13 protein-coding genes are annotated in these 17,796 nt (G+C 73.4%); 9 read left to right on the top strand and 4 right to left on the bottom strand.

Annotation, left to right across the window (positions count from 1 at the left end):
* Together OG758_RS38140 and OG758_RS38145 are read right to left on the bottom strand one after the other, a co-directional pair.
* The gene (locus OG758_RS38140; protein ID WP_326714040.1) at positions 1-1,632 is read right to left on the bottom strand and encodes a hypothetical protein; all 1,632 of its coding nucleotides are present in this window, start codon (positions 1,630-1,632) and stop codon (positions 1-3) included.
* Between the two features lie 37 nt (positions 1,633-1,669).
* Entirely contained in the window at positions 1,670-1,864 is a 195-nt protein-coding gene (locus OG758_RS38145; protein WP_266566686.1) for a hypothetical protein, read from the bottom strand.
* A gap of 282 nt (positions 1,865-2,146) precedes the next feature.
* Here OG758_RS38145 and OG758_RS38150 point away from each other — a divergent pair, with 282 nt between their 5' ends.
* The 5 genes from OG758_RS38150 to OG758_RS38170 all read left to right on the top strand — a co-directional run bounded on the left by OG758_RS38150 (position 2,147) and on the right by OG758_RS38170 (position 7,641).
* Entirely contained in the window at positions 2,147-2,539 is a 393-nt protein-coding gene (locus OG758_RS38150; RefSeq protein ID WP_326714041.1) for an ankyrin repeat domain-containing protein, read from the top strand.
* Between the two features lie 278 nt (positions 2,540-2,817).
* A complete protein-coding gene (locus OG758_RS38155; RefSeq protein WP_326714042.1) occupies positions 2,818-4,236 on the top strand; it encodes a HEAT repeat domain-containing protein in 1,419 nt (472 codons plus the stop codon).
* Between the two features lie 140 nt (positions 4,237-4,376).
* Positions 4,377-5,501, top strand: a complete 1,125-nt coding sequence (locus OG758_RS38160; protein ID WP_326714043.1) for a glycosyltransferase family 4 protein — start codon at positions 4,377-4,379, stop codon at positions 5,499-5,501.
* Positions 5,498-6,787 carry a glycosyltransferase gene (locus tag OG758_RS38165; RefSeq protein WP_326714044.1) on the top strand — a complete coding sequence of 430 codons (1,290 nt, stop codon included), beginning with the start codon at positions 5,498-5,500 and terminating at the stop codon, positions 6,785-6,787. The genes OG758_RS38160 and OG758_RS38165 overlap by 4 nt, the downstream gene beginning before the upstream one ends.
* A complete protein-coding gene (locus OG758_RS38170) occupies positions 6,784-7,641 on the top strand; it encodes an SGNH/GDSL hydrolase family protein (RefSeq protein ID WP_326714045.1) in 858 nt (285 codons plus the stop codon). The genes OG758_RS38165 and OG758_RS38170 overlap by 4 nt, the downstream gene beginning before the upstream one ends.
* A gap of 78 nt (positions 7,642-7,719) precedes the next feature.
* Here the strand turns inward: OG758_RS38170 and OG758_RS38175 are convergent, their stop codons facing one another.
* A complete protein-coding gene (locus OG758_RS38175; protein ID WP_326714046.1) occupies positions 7,720-7,938 on the bottom strand; it encodes a hypothetical protein in 219 nt (72 codons plus the stop codon).
* Positions 7,939-8,096: 158 nt separating this feature from the next.
* Between OG758_RS38175 and OG758_RS38180 the strand changes: the two genes are divergently transcribed.
* The 4 genes from OG758_RS38180 to OG758_RS38195 all read left to right on the top strand — a co-directional run bounded on the left by OG758_RS38180 (position 8,097) and on the right by OG758_RS38195 (position 16,182).
* On the top strand, positions 8,097-8,801 hold the full coding sequence (locus tag OG758_RS38180; protein WP_326714047.1) for a GntR family transcriptional regulator: 705 nt from the start codon (positions 8,097-8,099) through the stop codon (positions 8,799-8,801).
* Positions 8,802-8,906: 105 nt separating this feature from the next.
* Complete coding sequence (locus tag OG758_RS38185; protein WP_326714048.1) at positions 8,907-10,433, top strand: hypothetical protein; 1,527 nt, start codon at positions 8,907-8,909, stop codon at positions 10,431-10,433.
* 91 nt (positions 10,434-10,524) lie between these two features.
* Positions 10,525-11,418 (top strand): hypothetical protein, encoded by an 894-nt coding sequence (locus OG758_RS38190; protein ID WP_326714049.1) that lies wholly within the window; start codon positions 10,525-10,527, stop codon positions 11,416-11,418.
* Between the two features lie 66 nt (positions 11,419-11,484).
* Positions 11,485-16,182, top strand: coding sequence for a hypothetical protein (locus tag OG758_RS38195; protein ID WP_326714050.1), 4,698 nt, complete (start codon positions 11,485-11,487; stop codon positions 16,180-16,182).
* 61 nt (positions 16,183-16,243) lie between these two features.
* Here OG758_RS38195 and OG758_RS38200 read toward each other — a convergent pair whose 3' ends face one another.
* Positions 16,244-17,794, bottom strand: a complete 1,551-nt coding sequence (locus tag OG758_RS38200) for a GMC family oxidoreductase (RefSeq protein WP_326716169.1) — start codon at positions 17,792-17,794, stop codon at positions 16,244-16,246.
* Positions 17,795-17,796: the final 2 nt, after the last annotated feature.

A 17,796-nucleotide genomic window follows, 5' to 3' on the forward strand; every position in this document is an offset into this window, starting at 1 on the left:
TCACCCCTCGGCGGCGACCGTCCGCACCGTACCCACCACTTCGACCGCTTCCACGGCTTCCACGGCTTCGACCGGCTCGGCCGCTTCGACGACCGGTTCGGCCTCCGGGCTGTCGTCGGCCGGTGACGTCCGCTGCGGGAGCAGTGCGAGCACCGCCTGCCGGTCCGCGTCACTCGTCGCGTCGTCGTAGGGGTCGGGGGTGGCCGGTACCTGGAGGCGGTGGACTGCCCCCGCGCCGAGGCGCGCGTAGCCCCGTCCCGGCGGGACGTCCGGGGTGGGCGTCGTGTGGGGCGCGACCCCGAGGACGTCCTCGATCTGGTCGTACGTGGCCGGGCCGAGCACCACGCGCGCGCGTGTGTGCTGACAGACGGCGTCGGTCAGGGAGTCGAGGCTGTCGAACTGGTCGGCCACGACGACCGTGACGTTGGCCGCGCGCCCGTGCCGCAGAGGGACCTGGAGCAGGGTCTGCGGGTCCTTGCGTCCGTCGGCCGCGGCCAGATGACCGAGGACGCTGGGTCGGTCGAACAGGATCCACAGGGGGCGCCGGGTGTCTTCGGGCGCGGGGTGGCCGGCCTGGCGCGCCCGGTTCGCGGTGATCAGGCGCCGCTCCGTCTCGTGGGCCGCCCATTCCAGGCTGGCCAGCGCGCCGGCGAGCCCGCACTCGACGGCCAGGACACCGCTGCGTCCGGTCAGGCACGCGTAGTCGCCCGTTCCGTTGCCCTCCACGATGAGGACGTCACCGTGCTGGAGGGCCTGGAGAGCGATCGAGCGCAGGAGTGAGGTGGTCCCGCTGCCGGGGTGGCCGACGGCGAGGAGATGCGGCTCGGTGGAGCGCATGCCCGTACGCCAGACGACGGGCGGCACATCGCGCTGCTCGTCGCCGTCACCGAGGGGGAGGGTCCGCTGGGTGCCGCTCTCGTCGGTGAAGCCGAGGACCGTTTCGCCCGGTGCCGTGACGAAGCGCTGGGCGGCGATGTCGGTGGGCAGCGGGGGCAGGACGGTGACCGCCAGCCGGTTGCCCTCCTCGTCCCACTCGAAGTGGTACTCGCGGCCCCGGCCCGACTTGGCGTGCAGGAGCTGTTCGATGCGGGCGCGGGAGTCGGCCTCGCCGTCCGTGAAGTACGCCGGGTAGCGCACCACGATGCGTGAGACGCGCCCGTCGTCGTCGAAGTCGTACGACTCGAAGGCCTTCTCCCACTCGCCGCCGTGGGCGAAGAGCGGGCTCGGGTCCTCTGGGACGGAGAAGTACGGGACGAGCGCCTCGTAGAGCGCGGTGAGCCGCTCGACCTGGGACTCGTCGGGGCCGGTCGGCGCCGGCGGGGTGAGGTCCCGGCCCTTCCACGCGGCCGCTGCCATCAGGGTGATGAGCGACAGCAGCGGCCCGTACGGAATCAGCACCACGACCAGGAACAAGGCCGCCACCAGGAACAACAGCGGTCCGCGTCGGTCCTTCGGGGTGTCGGCCCACTTGTGCCGCCCGGCGGATGCCAGGCGGCCCAGGCCCTTGGTGATCGTGATCAGGGGATGGAGTACGTCGGTGGCCCCGTCGGCTGCCGTCCGTGCCAGTTCCCGGCTCCGGGCGATGGGGGCGCTGCCGTTGCTCAGAATGCGGGGGAGGGGGCGCCGAGCCACTTCTGTCTCCTGATGGTGCGTGCGAGGGGGGAGGGGGTCAGAACTTGATCCCGCCGAGCAGGCCGGCCAGGCTCGCGCCTCCGGCCTTGATGCTCGGGGCGATGGCGGTGCCCGAGAGGTAGAACCCGAAGAGGGCGCAGGTCAGGCCGTGCGATGCCTTGAGTCCGTCTTTGCGGAAGAAGAGGAAGGCGATGACTCCGAGCAGCACCACGCCTGAGATGGACAGGATCATTTGAGTTCTCCTGGTCGATGGGGACAGTCACCATGAGTTCTTCCAGGCTCACAGCATGTATCCATACGATAAAAGGTGCAAATGGGTGGAATATTCTTGATTTCACCCGTTCGGCAGGCGTCCGATGAGCCTTCTGAGCGCGTGCTGTACCGCCGTCAGGGCTCTTCGTGATCTTTGCCTCGGCCGGCGCTGCTCATGTGCCGAACCGGGCAGTACTCTGTCGATTCACTCGTACGGCCGCACGGTCGTAGCACTCCGTACACGCAAAGGCGGTCTGTTCCGATGAGCGAAGTCCCCGACCCCGAAGTCGTGGAACTGGCGACCAAGATCTTCGATCTTGCGCGCCGGGGCGAGAGCGAACAGCTCGCCTCCTACGTCGACGCGGGCGTATCGGCGAACCTCACGAACGACCGTGGCGACTCCCTCGTGATGCTCGCCGCCTATCACGGGCACGCCGAAGCGGTCCGCGCGCTCCTCGCGCGCGGCGCCGACGCCGACCGCGCCAACGACCGGGGCCAGACCCCGCTCGCGGGCGCCGTCTTCAAGGGCGAGAACGAAGTGATCCGGGCACTGCTCGACGGCGGCGCCGACCCGGCGGCGGGGACCCCGTCGGCGGTCGACACCGCCCGGATGTTCGGCAAGGCGGAGCTTCTGGGGCTCTTCGGCACTTCCTGAGACACCGGCTTTGACCAGCCAGAACGGGGGAGCAGGAAATGTGGTCGCGGCGGGAAGAACCGCTGGGTCATCATGACGACGTGATTTACGGACGCGACGGCGGGGCAGATGGTGCCACACCGCGTGGGCCGTGAACGGTCCGATTCGGGCCACAGACGAGAGGCAGAGGAAGATGGTCTACAGCAAGCAAGAGACGGCGGGCGCCCCGCAGTGTTGTCGCGCGGCCAGGTAGTGCAGTTCCCCCGGTTGCGTCGACGCTTGATGTGAGGCTGTTTCCCATGTTCGATCCGGTCATAGCGCCCAGCGGTACGCTGCTCGGCCTGCTGCAGAGGGGCCGCGGCGACGGCACCCTGCACGCGCTGACGGCGCCGCGCGCCGAAGCGCTCGCGGCTCTCAATCACTGTGTGCTGAGCGACCCCCGCCACGACTGGCAGGTGGAGAACCGCTCGCTCTACTACGCCCGTCTCTACCTCGACCTCCACGGAGAGCTCGGGGAGATCGAGCGCCACCTCTTCGACCCCGACGACGTCCTCAATACGGACGAGTCACGCACGGGCCTCGCGCTCGCGGTCCTCGGCCACCTCGCCTCGTACGGCAGGCGCGACGCCCTGGAGCTGCTGCGCCGCTACGCCGCCTTCGGGTCCAGCTGGGCCTGGGCGCTCGACGAGCTGGCCCTGCGCGACGACGACGCGGGGCTGCGCGTGCTCGCCGCCCCCATCCTCGACAGATTCCCCGAGGACGCCGAGGGCGACGCCGAACTCGCCGCCGCCGTGCGCGACGCCTACGAACCGCGCCCCTGGCGGCTGTGGGCAGACGACCCCAGGGAAGCCATCGGCGCCCGCGTGCGCGCGGCCCAGGAACGCGGCTCCTTCGACCAGTGGCAGCGCCAGATGCGCCCCTCCGGGCCACGCCCCGGGTGGAGCGTGCGGGCTGTCTTCGACTGGGCCCAGGAAGGCCTCGAACGGGGAGCCGTCCTGTATGTGCCCGCCGCGCGCTGCCTGACCGCCGTCGCCGGACCCGGCGACAGGGCCGAGATCGTCCAGGCCGCGCTCACCGGGCACGACGGCGCCCGCAGCACGGCGCTGCGCTATCTCGCCGACACCCATGATCCCGACGTACTCGATCTGATCGAGGCCGCCGTGGAGAGCCCTTCGCACGCTGTCGTGGACGCCGCCCTCGACGCGTTCGAACGCATGCGGACGGTCGCCTCCCTGGAGCGCGCCCGCCGCTGGGCCCCAAGGCCCGACGCCCTCGGCGCCGCCGCGGGACGCATGCTCGCCTGCCGCGGCGGCGCCCAGGACACCGAACTGGTCCTGGCGGCACTGCGCGAGGCGGTGCGCGGCGAAGGCGCCGACGCACCGACACTGTGGCCCCTGGTCGACGGGGCCGGACGCCTCGGTATCGCCTGTGCCGCCCCCGTCCTGCGCCACGTCTACAGAGAGACCGCCTCGTCCCATCTGCGCGGCCACGCCGCCAAGGCCCTGGCCGCCACCGACCCTTCCTTCGCCGCCGGATTCGCCGTCGAATGCCTGTGGGACTGCGAGGAATCGACCCGCGAGGTCGCCGCGCGCCACGCGGAGACGGGTGACGCGCGCGTCGTGGACCAGCTCCGCAGACTCGCCGCCGACCCGGCCGAGGAGGCCGAGGTACAGACCGCGGTGCGCAGCAGAATAGGACCGGACGCGACGGCGTTGTGACCGGTGGCTTTCCGGGAGGCAACGCTCGAAGGACGCTGCCTCCCGGCCGCCGGCGGGCGAGGGCCAACGCTCATGGGACGTTCCTCGCCAGGAAAGATCCACGTTGACGTGGCCACGCTCGACGCGGCGACAACACCGGTATGCGTGTCGTCATCGTCACCGAGTCCTTTCCCCCCGACATCAACGGTGTGGCTCACTGCGCCCTGCAGACCGCCCGGCACCTCGCCGCCCGCGGTCACGACCCCCTCGTCATCGCCCCGGCCACCGCGCCGGGCCCTGACACCGACACCGACGCCCCCTGCCCCGTCATACGGGTGCCCTCCCTGCCCCTGCCGGGCTACCCGCAGGTCAGGGTGGCGCTGCCGAGCCGCCGGGTCGCCGCCGCCGTGGCCGCGCACGGCGCCGAGCTCGTCCATCTGGCCAGCCCGTTCATCCTCGGCGTGCGCGGCATGGCCGCCGCGTCACGGCTGCGGATCCCCGCCGTCGCCGTCTACCAGACCGACCTCGCCGGTTACGCGCGTACCTACATGGGGGCCGGTGAGGCCACCGCGTGGCGGCGGATCCGCAGCGTCCACGGCGCCGCCGACCGCACCCTCGCCCCGTCCAGCGCCGCGGTGCGCGACCTGGAGGTGCACGGGGTGCCGCGCGTGCGACTCTGGCCGCGCGGGGTGGACACCGTCCGCTTCCGGCCCGACCTGCGCGACGAAGCCCTGCGGCGCGAACTCGCCCCCAACGGCGAACTGATCGTCGGCTACGTGGGCCGGCTCGCCCCGGAGAAACAAGTCGAATTGTTGGCCGGTGCGTGCGCTCTCGACGGCGTGCGCGTGGTCGTCGTCGGTGACGGCCCCAGCGAGCCCGGCCTGCGCGAGGCACTCCCTGGCGCCGTCTTCCTCGGCCGCCGCACCGGTGCCGAACTCGCCCGCATCTTCGCCTCGTTGGACATCTTCGCCCACACGGGCCCCTACGAGACGTTCTGCCAGACCGTGCAGGAGGCCATGGCCAGCGGCGTGCCGGTGATCGCGCCCGCCGCCGGCGGGCCGCTGGACCTCGTCGCACACGGCCGCACCGGGCTCCTCGTCACACCCGGCGACGCGGCCGCCGTACGCGACGCCGTCTGGTCGCTCGCCGAGGACCCGCTGCGCCGCCTGGCCTACGGGGCAGCCGGCCGCAGCACGGTCGAAGGACGGACCTGGGAGGCCGTCGGCGAACAGCTCGTCGGCCACTACGAAGAGGTCCTCGACGCGCGGACGGCGGTGGCGGCATGAGCGGGCTGCGGATCGTGCGTCTCGCCAACTTCGTCGCACCCGCATCGGGCGGACTGCGAACCGCCCTGCGGGAGTTGGGGGCCGGTTACCGCGCCGCCGGGCACGAGCCCGTCCTGATCGTGCCGGGGGAGCGGGCCGGCGAGCACGAGAGCGAGCAGGGACGCGTCATCACGCTGCCGGGGACGCTGCTTCCCGGCACCGGCGGCTACCGCGTCCTCACCGACCGGCGGCGCGTGGCCGAGCTGCTCGGGCGTCTCGCCCCGGACCGGATCGAGGTGTCCGACCGTACGACCCTGAGGTGGACGGGTGAGTGGGCGCGGCGTGCCCGGGTGCCCGCCGTGATGGTGTCCCACGAGACGGCCGACGGCGTCCTGCGGACCTGGGGCCTGCCCGAGAAGGTCGCCCTGCGCGCCGCCGACGCGCTCAACTCCCGCACCGCGCACGCCTACGCGCGCGTGGTGTGCACGACCGAGTACGCCGAACGCGAGTTCATCCGCATCGGGGCGCGCAACGTCGTACGCGCCCCGCTCGGTGTCGATCTGGAAGGCTGCCACCCGGCCCTGCGGGACCCCGCCGTGCGGCAGCGGTACGCGCGCGTGGGCGAGGTGCTGCTCGTCATGTGCTCGCGTCTGTCGGTGGAGAAGCGGCCCGGGACCGCACTCGACGCGCTGGCCGCCCTCCGTCGCCGGGGGACGCAGGCGGTACTCGTCGTCGCCGGGGACGGGCCGTTGCGGGCGCGGCTCGAACAGCAGGCTCGCGCGCAGAGGTTGCCGGTGAGGTTCCTCGGGTACGTCGCGGACCGCGCGCAGCTTGCGGCGTTGCAGGCCGCCGCCGACGTGTGCCTGGCGCCGGGACCCGCGGAGACGTTCGGACTCGCCGCGCTCGAGGCGATGGCCTGCGGCACACCCGTCGTCGCCAGCGCGTCGTCGGCGCTGCCCGAGGTCGTGGGTCCCGCCGGGGGAGTCGCACAGGACACCGGTGAGGCGTTCGCCGTCGCGGTGACGGAGCTCGTCGCACGACCCCGGGACGAACGCCGCGAGGCGGCACGCGCGCGTGCGGAGTGCTTCGGGTGGGGCGCCGCGGTGGACGCCTTCTTGCACGCGCACGACGCGGTACGGGTGAGGGCCGAGGTGCCTCTCCGAGGGGCGGCCGACGTTCCTCTCCAGGGGGCGGCCGACGTGCCTCTCCGGGGGACAGCTGACGTGGCTCTCCGAGGGGCGGCCGAGGTGCCTCTCAGGGGGACGGTCGACGTGCCGATACGGGTGACCGGGCGGGATGCCGTATGACCGAGGTTCTGCGGTTCGTCGCTCTCGGGGACTCACTCACCGAAGGGGTCGGCGACCCGGTGGGCGGCGCCTGGCGCGGCTGGGCCGAACTGCTCTCCGCCGGGCTCGCCCCGGACGGCACACCCGTGGAGTTCCACAACTTCGCGGCGAGCGGCGCCCAGACATCTGATGTCCTCGCCCGGCAGATGCCCCAGGCGCTCGCCCTGCGGCCCGACATCGCCTCCGTCCTCGTCGGCGTCAACGACACCCTGCGCCGCACGTTCGACATCCACGCCGTGGCCGCCCGCCTCGACCACGTGTACGCGGCGTTCACGGAACAGGGCGCGGTCCTGCTCACGGCGTGCCTGCCCGACCCCGGCACGATGCTGGGGCTCCCCGGCCTGCTCGGCAGGCCTCTCGCGAGGCGCCAGCAGGCGGTGAACTCGGTCGTCCACGCCCTGTCCGAGCGTTACGGCGCCGTGCATCTGCACGCGGCCGAGGGGGCATGGGTCGCCGACCGCTCCATGTGGAGCGCGGACCGGCTGCACCCCGGCGAACGGGGGCACCGGATACTCGCCGCGCGGTTCCACGCCCTGCTCGCGGCCGACGGGCGCGCCCAGGGAACGCCGCCGTCGCCGCAGCCCGAACGGCCCGAGCCCACGCGCTCGGCGAGCCTGGTGTGGCTCGCCACGGCGGGCACGGGCTGGGTCGCGAGGCGGTGCACCGACCTGCTTCCCCAGCTTCTCACCCTCGCCGCGGACGAGCTGCGCCACCGGGCGCGTGGCACCAGCGCCCGCCTGGACCTGCGGGCGTCCAGCTCGGTGGTCTCGGCGCTCGCGGCGCTGGCGGCCGTGGAACAGGCGGACGCGGCGTGAGGGGCGGACGGCGCGTGAGGTGACGTGGTGGTGGGCGGGTCCCCGGGGGAGGGGCGGTGGTCGCTGTGGGGACTCCCGTCAGCGGCCCGCCGCCGGGACGAAACGGACCGGCGTGCCCGGGGGCACCTGTGCCGCTGCGGGGTCGAGCGCATAGCCCCCGAAGGCGCCCCCGAAGGCGCGTCGGCCGCGCGGGCCGAGATCGCGTAGCCAGCCGAACGCGCCCTCGGAGAGCGGGAGTTCACCAGGGCGCGCGGGAGATGTGGTCACTGCCGCGTCGAGCGGTGGGGTAGTGCTCATGGGCACCTCGCAGGACGGATGCGGGGGCTTCCTGAGTGGGCTGAACCGATGGACGCGGAACGTGGGGAATCCGCGTCTGCCCGCCAAAGTAGATGATCGTTGAACGATCCCTCAATACCCATGTTGTTTCGTTCTGGTATCTGCGCTTGAATTCGGGCGTGGCGGAACTGAACGGACTGGCGGACGACCGCGCGCTCCTTGGGCGCACCAGCACTGCCGAGCGGGTCGCGGACATCCTCAGGAGCCGCATCGCGGAGGGTTACTTCCCGCCCGGGGCGCGGCTGTCGGAGGACAGCATCGGCGGCGCACTCGGCGTCTCGCGCAACACGCTGCGCGAGGCGTTCAGGCTGCTCACCCACGAGCGGCTCCTGGTCCACCAGCTCAACCGGGGCGTCTTCGTGCGCGTACTCACCGTCGAGGACGTCGAGGACATCTACCTCACGCGCCGCCTCGTCGAGTGCGCCGTCGTACGCGGCCTCGGCCCGCCCCCGTACGACCTCGGTGCGGTGGCCGACGCGGTCGCCGACGGGCTCCGAGCCGCAAAGGCACGGGAGTGGAAGGGCGTCTCCACCGCCAACATCCACTTCCACCGGGAGCTCGTGGCGCTCGCGGGCAGCGCGCGGACCGACGAGCTGATGCGCAGCGTCTTCGCCGAACTGCGCCTCGCGTTCCACGTCGTGGACGACCCCCGCCGCCTGCACGAGCCCTATCTCGCCCGCAACCAGCAGCTCCTCGAGACCCTGGAGGCGGGGCGCCGCGACGACGCCGAGCGGCTGCTCGCCCAGTACCTCGACGACTCCCGCGAGGGTCTGGTCGACGTGTACGGCCGACGGGTCGCCGAGGGCGAACAGCTGGACGGCTGACGGCCGGCGGAGCGCTCCGCACCCGGCGGTGCGGGGCCTGCGGTGCGGGCGGTCGCTTCTGCGCCGTTTCGACCGTTGTCAGACCTAGGACCTAGTCTGTGCTCCGTGACTTCGCCTGCCACCACGGAATCCGTTCCGCCCCAGCTCAGCGCGGGGCCGCGGCCCGCACCGGGCCCGGCCGCCGACGAAGGGCTCGCGCGCCGCCTTCGCGCGCTCGCCTGCACCGCGCCGCTGCACGACCTCGACGTGCGCAAGGCCAATCTCGCGGGCGAGTACTCCGGCTACGGCATGGCCGAGGTGGCGCTCTCCGCCATCGACCTCGTCACACTCAACATGGACTTCGACACGGGCGCCGACCACGAGCAGATAGTGGCCAGGCTCATCCCACGCGTCGGCGCACAGGCCCCGCAGCGCCCCGTCGCCGAGCACGAGCGCGTGGCCCGCTGGGTCCTGGAGAACCTGATCAACGTCGGCAGCGTCGACCGCGGCTTCCGCGCTGTGTACGGCACGTTCGCGCCCGACGGCTCCTATGTCCGCAGGGACTACGACTTCAAGCTGATCGAGGAGGTCCCCGGCTACGGGGGCAGCGTCTACCTCCGCACCACGGACGAAGCGGTCAACGTCCTGGTGGGCGCCCTCGACACCGACGTCACCAGCGCTCAGATCGCCGCCGAGGTGAAGCTGGAGGTGCTGATCAGCCGCGGCCGTCTCGCCGACGCCCAGCTCGCCGCCGAGCAGGCCAGGTACCGGACCGTGCAGTACTCCGAGACCCTCCGAAGGGCCCTGGACGCGACCCGGAGGAACGTCCGCGCGGTGGACTGGCTGAACGCCGTCCCGGACATGATCGCTGAGGCGCTCGACCACGTCGCCGACCGGTACCGCCACGAGAACGCGATCCTCACGAACATCCGCAAGGCCCGCGACGAGTCCGAGGACCCCGAGCACAAGCGGCGGGCCGCCGAGCTCGTCGACATCGTCAAGGACTGCATCCGCCGCCACACGCAGCTCCAGTCCCGCCTCCTCGAAGCGGGCCCGCTGTTCCGCGCCGAGCAGGACCGGCAGGCCTTCGCCGCGCCGTCCGCGCGCGCGGGCCTCGACCTGTACGGGCAGCTCGTCGCGCCCCTGCTGCCGCTGCCCGTCGAGCAGGCGAGCCGCGTCACCGACGCGTTCTTCGCGCGCGGCACGGGCATGCGGACGCCCGTGTCCGTACGGGTGGGGGACCTCATCGACATACTGCTTACGCCGCCCCAGGAGCGGGAGCACCTCGGCGTCGAAATGCCCGAGCCCGACCTGATCGCGACGCCGGACGACAGCCGCTTCAGCGAGGAGCAGCTCGCGAGCGCCATGGAGTTGCTCGACCTCCCCTCCGACGCGCCGCGCAGGCTCTCCGGACTGCTCGCCGAGGCACGTCGCCGTGACCCCGAACTGCCTTATCTGGTCGCCCTGCTGTCCGTCCACGCGGCCAGTCCGCCGGTCGGTACGGCCTACCGGCAGGGCGAGGAGAAGCTGCTGTTCGCCGTGGACGACGGCACCGAGCTAGACGACCCCGAGTTCGGCGGCGCCGACCTCATCGTCGGCACGGCCCTGCTGGACGCCGCGGGCATGGCGGCCGACCGGACGGAGGCCGCGTAGTGCCGATCACAGCGCACCGGGCCTCCGCGCCGCGCGCTTCCACCGACCTGCACCCGAGCCTCGCAGCAGACCTGACCAAGGAGCACCAGCCGTGACCGACCACCCCGCAGAGCACGCCGCGTGGGGCGAGCCGGAGCCCTCCGGGACTCCGGCGGCCGGCGCGCCCGTCACCCCGGCCGACGCCGCCGACGCGGCCCGGCTCGTGGCCTTCGGCCTCCAGCCCAAGCTGCAGCCCGCCCGCGACCAGGAGTACGCCGAGTTGCTGCGGCGCTACCGCGAGGACCCGCCGTTCGCGCGGCTCGCCGACGCCGTCGCCGCCGGGCTCGGCCTCGTCGTCCTGGAGGTCTCCACGCGCGCGGGGATGGCCGTGACCGCTGCCGAGGACTCCGTCTTCGCCGTCCGGATGGGCGACTACGCGCGCCGCACCTCCGCCGACGGAACCGACCGCTTCCTGCACGGCCTCGCGCACCTCGCCGTCGCCGCCATGGCGTTCCCGCGCCCCGAGGACCTCGCCGACGACGGGTACATCGGCCGCGTCACGGTCAACGGCGTGGACGCCTTCGTCCGCCAGGCCTGCCGCCGCCTGGAGGAGCGCGCCGAGGAGCAGGGCGAGAACACCGACCCGGCCTCCGACGCCCCGGGCCTCGAGGCCGCGTGGCGCATCTGGGCCCGGCGCAGCTCGACCGGCGCCACGAAGGACGCGCGCCGCCTCGCCGGATCCACCACCGGCATCGTCGCCAAGGCCGTCGCGTTCCTCACCGACTCCGGGTTCCTGCAGAGAACCGGCGACGACTCGGGCGGCACCTACCGCACCACGGCCCGCTACCAGCTCCAGGTCCGCGACCTGGCCGGCACCGCAGCCCTCTCCGAGCTGGCGGACCTCGGCATCGTGCCCGTCACGGACGGCTCCGCGAGCCTCCTGCCGCCCGCGGACGAGGACGACGGGGAGCTCGTGGCCGACGCAGGACTCCCCTTCCACTCCTGACCGGCCACGCACCACCGCCCCACGACGTACCGCCTTACCGACTTACTACGACGAGAGTCCGCCGCCATGTACGAGCTGTCCCGGATTCGCCTCTACTCCATCGGGCCCGCCGGTGCGCGCTACGCCGACACCGTCCTGGACCTGCGGGGCGTCGGCGAGCCCGTGCCCGACCCCGCGCCCACCCAGGCGGAATTCTTCGAGGACGAGCCCGTCGGGCCGCCGCGCCGTCCCGCGCCCGCCGGCGTGCTCTTCCTGGAGAACGGCGGCGGCAAGTCGGTCCTCCTCAAGCTGATCTTCTCCGTCATGCTGCCGGGCCACCGGAACACGCTCGGCGGCGCCAGCTCCGGTGTCCTGCGCAAGTTCCTGCTCGCCGACGACTGCGGGCACGTGGCCCTGGAGTGGCAGCACACCCTCACGGGCGAGTGCGTAGTCGTCGGCAAGGTCAGTGAGTGGCGGGGGCGGCAGGTCTCGAACGACCCGCGGAAGTTCGCCGAGGCCTGGTACTCACTGCGGCCCGGGCCCGGCATGAGCCTGGACTCGCTGCCCGTCGCCGAGTCCTCCGCCGTGCGGGCCTCGGGCGAGGGCGTCTCGGGCGCGCAGGGGCGGCGGCGCACCATGAAGGGCTTCCGGGACGCACTCACGGACGCGGGCAAGGCGTACCCGCACCTCGAAGTGCACTGGGAAGAGATCCACGACCGGTGGAACGAGCACCTGGGCGACCTCGGCCTCGACCCCGAACTCTTCCGCTACCAGCGCGAGATGAACGCGGACGAGGGTGAGGCCGCCGGTCTCTTCGCCGTCAAGAAGGACTCCGACTTCACCGACCTGCTCCTGCGCGCCGTCACCGACACCCGGGACACGGACGGGCTCGCCGACTTGGTCAGCGGGTTCGGAAACAAGTTGGGGCGGCGCGCCGAGCTGATCGCCGAACGCGAGTTCACCGCCGGCTCCGTGGATCTCCTCGGCCGCATCGTGGACGCCGCGGACACCCGGGCACGCGCGCGCGACGTGCACGCCGGGGCCGAGCGCCGCACCCGCACCCTGGCCCGCAGGCTCGCCGCCCGCGCAGCCCTGGAGCGCGGCCGCGCCGCCGACCTCGCCCAGCAGGTCACCGCCGCCGCGCACACCGTCGGCGAGGCGGAGCAGGCCCGCGGCCGCAGCGCCCTCATCGCCTCCGAACTGGCCTACCGGCACGCCTCGTTGGCGCTCGCCGGAGCAGAGAAGGCCGCCGCCGCACAGAAGCGCGAGCTGGCCGACGCGCGCACCCTGCACGCGGCCTGGCAGGCCGCCGAGGCCGTCCTGCGCCACCGCGCGGCCGCCGACCGCTCCGCGCGCGTGGCCGTCGCCATCCGCGAGGCCGAGCGGGACGCCGCCCCGGCCCTCGCCGCCCGCGCCAAGGCCGCCGCCGACCTCGTACGCGCCCTGCACGGAGCGGCCGAGAGCGCCGAGCAGCTGGCCAACGAGGGCGAGGAACGTTCCGCCGCGCTCCAGGAGGCGGGCGAGACCGCTCACCGTGACGCGACCGTCGCCGCGACGGAGGCGCAGCGCGCCCGCAGCGAGGTCGGACACCTGCGGCAGCGGCTCTCCGAGGTCGAGCAGGAGACCGCCGAGGCGGTACGAGCCGGCTGGCTCGACGACACGGCGCCCGACGCCGACCCCGCGCGCGCGGCGCTCGCCGCGAGCGACGCGGAGAAGACCACGGTCGCCGCCTGGGACACGGCGCGTGACGCCGCACGGCGCGCGAGCGAGCACGCCCGGGAGGCGGCGGGAGCCGAGGCCCGCGCCGAACTCACCGCGGCCCGCGCCGCGGACGCCGCCACGGCCGCCGAGCACGCGTACGGGGCCGAGCACCGCGCCGCCGGTGCCCTCGCGCGCGAGGAGCGCGTCGCCGAGCTGCTCGGACTGTCCGGTGCGCCGGGGATCCCCGCCGTGGGGGTGCCCGCACCCCGGGGCGCGGCGGCCGACGGAGGTGCGACCGGGCACGCCCGCGCGGCGACCGCCCCCCGCGACCTCACCGAAACCCCGCTCACGGCCGAGGAGTTGGACCGCGCGGCCGACGACCTCAAGGCACTCCTCGACGACGGCGTCGCCTCCGCCGAACGCCAACTCTTCGACCTGCGCACGGCCGCGGCCGACGACGCCCGCATCCTGGGCGCGCTCGGCGACGGCGGGCTCCTGCCGCCGGGACCCGACGTCCTCGCCACCGTCGAGTTCCTCGGCGAGCACGGCATCCCCGCCCTGCCCGGCTGGCGCTACCTCGCCCAGGCCGTCGACCCCGCGGACCACGCGCGCGTGCTCGCCGCACGCCCCGAGCTCGTCGACGGCGTCGTCATCACCGACCCCGACACGCACGCCCGGGCCCGCGAAGCCCTCGGCGGCGCCGCCCTGCTGCCCCGCTCCGCCGTGGCCGTGGGCACGGCGGCCGCCCTGCTCGCCCCGACACCCCACGAGGAGACCGGCGACAGCGGCGTCTTCCTCGTGCCGCCGAACCCGGCGATGCACGACGAGCACGCCGCCGACGAGGAGCGGCAGGCGCTGCGCACGCGCGCGACGGAGCGCGACGAGGAGATCCGCGCCCTGGCCGCCCGGCTCTCCAAGGACCGGGAGCTCGCCGCCCGGATCGGCTCGTGGCGCACCGGCTGCCCGGCCGGACGCCTTGCCGAACTGACCGCCGTCGCACAGGAGGCGCGCGCCTTCGCCGACGAGGCCGAGGCCGAACTCGCCGAGGCCCGCACGGTCCGCGCCGAGGCCGACGAGACCTCGGTCGAGGCGACCCGCGTACGGGACGAGCGGCAGGACGCGGCCCAGCGCGCGCGGCGCGTCGCCGACGCCCTCGCGGGCCTCGCCTTCCGGCTGCGCGAGCGCGCCGGCTGGCAGGTCAAGCTGCGCGAACTCGCCGACGAGGCCGTCGAGTCGGAGGCACGCGCCCAGACGTGCCTGGAGCGCGCCCGCTCCGCCGACGAGGACCGCAGGGCCGCCCAGCGCGCCGCCGACGACGCCCGCCGTACCGCCCGCGCCCTGCGTGCCGAGCGCGCGGAGATCGCCGGCGCCCCCGACGACGTACCGGCGGACCCGGAGCAGCCCGCTCCGGAGAGCGCCACGCCGAAGCCGTCGCTGCCCGCCCTGCGCGAGGCGTACCGCGCGGCGTCCCAGGTCTACGAGAAGGTCGGTGTCGGCGCCGACCTGCGCGCCGAGCAGGCACGCGCGGAGAGCGACGAGAGCGCCGCGCTCGCCGAGCTCGACCGGCTCAGCAACAAGGTCCGCACCCGCGCCGCCCAGCTCCTGGAGTCCCCCGACGGTTCCGACGGGCCGTCACGGCAGGCCGCCGCGGCGCGCGCCGACGAGCTGGTCCAGATCCTGGAGGCCCGCGTCTCCACGGCGAGCGAGCAGCTCGGACGCCTGCGCGGCGAGGCCGAGCGGCACGCGCCCGGGGACGGCGACGACGCCCACACCGAGCTGCCCGACGACCTCGTCCCCACCGGTGCCGAGCACGCCCAGACGCTCCTGCGCACCGCCACGGGCGAACTGGCCGCGCGCACCGATGCGTTGACCGTGGCGCGCGCCGCCCACACCGAACTCCTCGACGCCCACCGCGCTGCCGAAGACGCGACCGGTGGCTTCGAGGAGACCGCCGCACTCCTCAAGGACCTGCTGCGCGAACACCCCGACCGGCACGAGTCCGAGCAGGACGAGCCCGAGCCCTACCCCGGCACCCTCGAAGAGGCCCGGCAAGCAGCGGCCGAGGCCAGGCGCTCCCTGCGCGGGTGCGCCGCCGACCTGTCAGCCGCCGAGGCCTCCGTGCGCGACGCGAGCGACATCCTCGTACGGCATGCGAACGCCACGCGCTACGAGCAGGTGCGTACGCCCGCCCGGCAGCAGATCCGCGAGCTGCCCGCCTCGTCGCTGCCGGAGCACGCGCAGAAGTGGGCCGATGCGTTCGCGCCCCGGCTGCGCGTCCTGACCGACGAGCTGGAGCAGCTGGAGCGCAACCGCGACTCGATCGTGGACCGGCTGCGCGGACTCGTCGAGTCTGCGCTCGCCACGCTGCGCTCCGCCCAGCGCCTGTCCCGTCTCCCGGAGGGGCTCGGCGAGTGGTCGGGCCAGGAGTTCGTGCGCATCCGCTTCGAGGAGCCCGACCAGGCGACCCTCGTGGAGCGGCTCGGCGAGGTCGTCGACGAGGCGACCCGCGCCGCCCTCAAGAAGAACTCCGACCTGCGCCGCGACGGCATGTCCCTGCTCCTGCGCGGCGTCGCCGCCGCGCTCCAGCCCAAGGGCATCGCCGTCGAGATCCTCAAGCCGGACGCCGTGCTGCGCGCCGAGCGGGTCCCCGTCGGACAGATGGGCGACGTGTTCTCCGGCGGCCAGCTGCTCACCGCGGCCATCGCCCTGTACTGCACGATGGCCGCCCTGCGCTCGAACGACCGGGGCCGCGACAAGCACCGGCACGCGGGCACGCTGTTCCTCGACAACCCGATCGGCCGCGCCAACGCCACGTACCTGCTCGAACTCCAGCGGGCCGTGTCGGACGCGCTCGGCGTGCAGCTCCTGTACACCACCGGCCTGTTCGACACGACGGCACTCGCCGAGTTCCCGCTGGTCATCAGGTTGCGCAACGACGCGGACCTCAGGGCCGGGCTGAAGTACATCAGTGTCGAGGAGCACCTGCGGCCGGGCCTGCCGCCACAGGACCGGGCCGAGGAGACCGTGCACGGGGAGATCACGGCGACGCGCATGTACAAGCGCCCCGCGAGCCGGCCGAGTTAGAGCCGGCCGCGTCAGAGCCGGCCGACCCGGAACCGGACGGCCAGGGCCTCTCGTCCGGACCCTAGGCGTCGGCCCGCAGCAGATCGGCGCACTTCTCGCCGATCATCATCGTCGTGATGCAGGGGTTGACCGTGACGAGGTCCGGCATCACGGAGCCGTCGGCGACGCGCAGGCCCTCGGTCCCCTTCACGCGCAGCCGCGCGTCGAGCGGGGCCGAGGAGTCGTCGTCCGCGCCCATCTTCACCGTGCACGCCGGGTGGTAGACGGTGTTGTGGGTCTTGTGGATGTAGTCGAGCAGCTCGTCATCCGTGCGCACATCCCGTCCGGGAGCCAGCTCCGCGCCCGCCCAGCCGCCGAGCGCGGGCTGCTCCGCGATGCGCCGTGCCAGCTTCAGCCCGTACGTCATCACGCGCGCGTCGTGCTCGTGCGTGAAGTACCGCGGGTCCACCAGCGGCTTGTCCCGGTAGTCGCGGGTGCGCAGCCGCACGGTGCCGCGTGACTTCGCGCGCGTCACGTTGGGCGTGAGGCAGAAGGCGTTCTCCGACGTCGGATAGCCGTACCGCGCGGTGTTCATGTCGAAGGGCACGGAGCCGTAGTGGAACATGAGGTCGGGCCGGTCGAGGCCGGGCTCGGTGTCGTAGAAGATGCCTGCTTCCCACCACTGGCTGGACGTGGTGGTCATCGGCTGCTTCGCCTCCCACATGATCACGCCCTCGGGGTGGTCCTGGAGGTTCTCGCCGACCCCGGGGGAGTCCACGAGCACGTCCACGCCCATGTCGCGCAGATGGCCGGCCGGGCCTATCCCGGACAGCATGAGGAGCTTGGGCGAGTCGATGGAGCCGCAGGAGATGATCACCTCGCGGCGGGCCCGCACCGTCCTGGTGTGGATGAGATCGGGGTCGAGGTAGTCGGCGCCCACGCAGCGCCGGCCCTCGAAGACGAGCCGCTTGGCCCGTACCCCGGTCCGCACCGTCAGGTTGGGCCGCTTGCCCATGACCGGGTGCAGATAGGCGACCGAGGACGACTGGCGGATGTTGTTCTCGTCGGAGTTGATCTGGAACCAGTTGGCGCCGCGCAGCACCGTGCTGCCCGAGTTGAACGCCGTGGTCGGGATGCCCGCCTCGGCGCAGGCCGCGAGCAGCGCGCTGCCGCACGGGTCCGCGCCCTTGAGGGTGCGCAGCTTCACCGGGCCGGAGCGGCCGTGGTGGTCCCCGGGAGCGTCGTTGTTCTCCAGGCGCTTGTACAGCGGGAAGACATCCGCGGCGCTCCATCCCGTGCAGCCCGCCGCCGCCCAGTCGTCCAGGTCCTCGGCCGGCGCCCAGAAGGCGATGCACGAGTTGTGGGACGAGCAGCCGCCGAGGACCTTGGCGCGCGCGTGCCGCATGAAGCTGTTGCCGCTGGCCTGCGGCTCGACCGGGTAGTCCCAGTCGTATCCGGAATCCAACAGGGCCATCCAGCGGTCCAGTTGGAGGACGTTGTCGTCGCCGATGTCGCTCGGTCCGGCCTCCAGGACGCACACGGTGACGGACGGGTCTTCGGACAGGCGTGCCGCGACGACGTTTCCGGCGGTGCCTCCGCCGACGACGACGTAGTCGAAGACATCAGAGTTCACGG

The organism is Streptomyces sp. NBC_01474, assembly GCF_035918215.1.
Taxonomy (GTDB): domain Bacteria; phylum Actinomycetota; class Actinomycetes; order Streptomycetales; family Streptomycetaceae; genus Streptomyces; species Streptomyces aureus.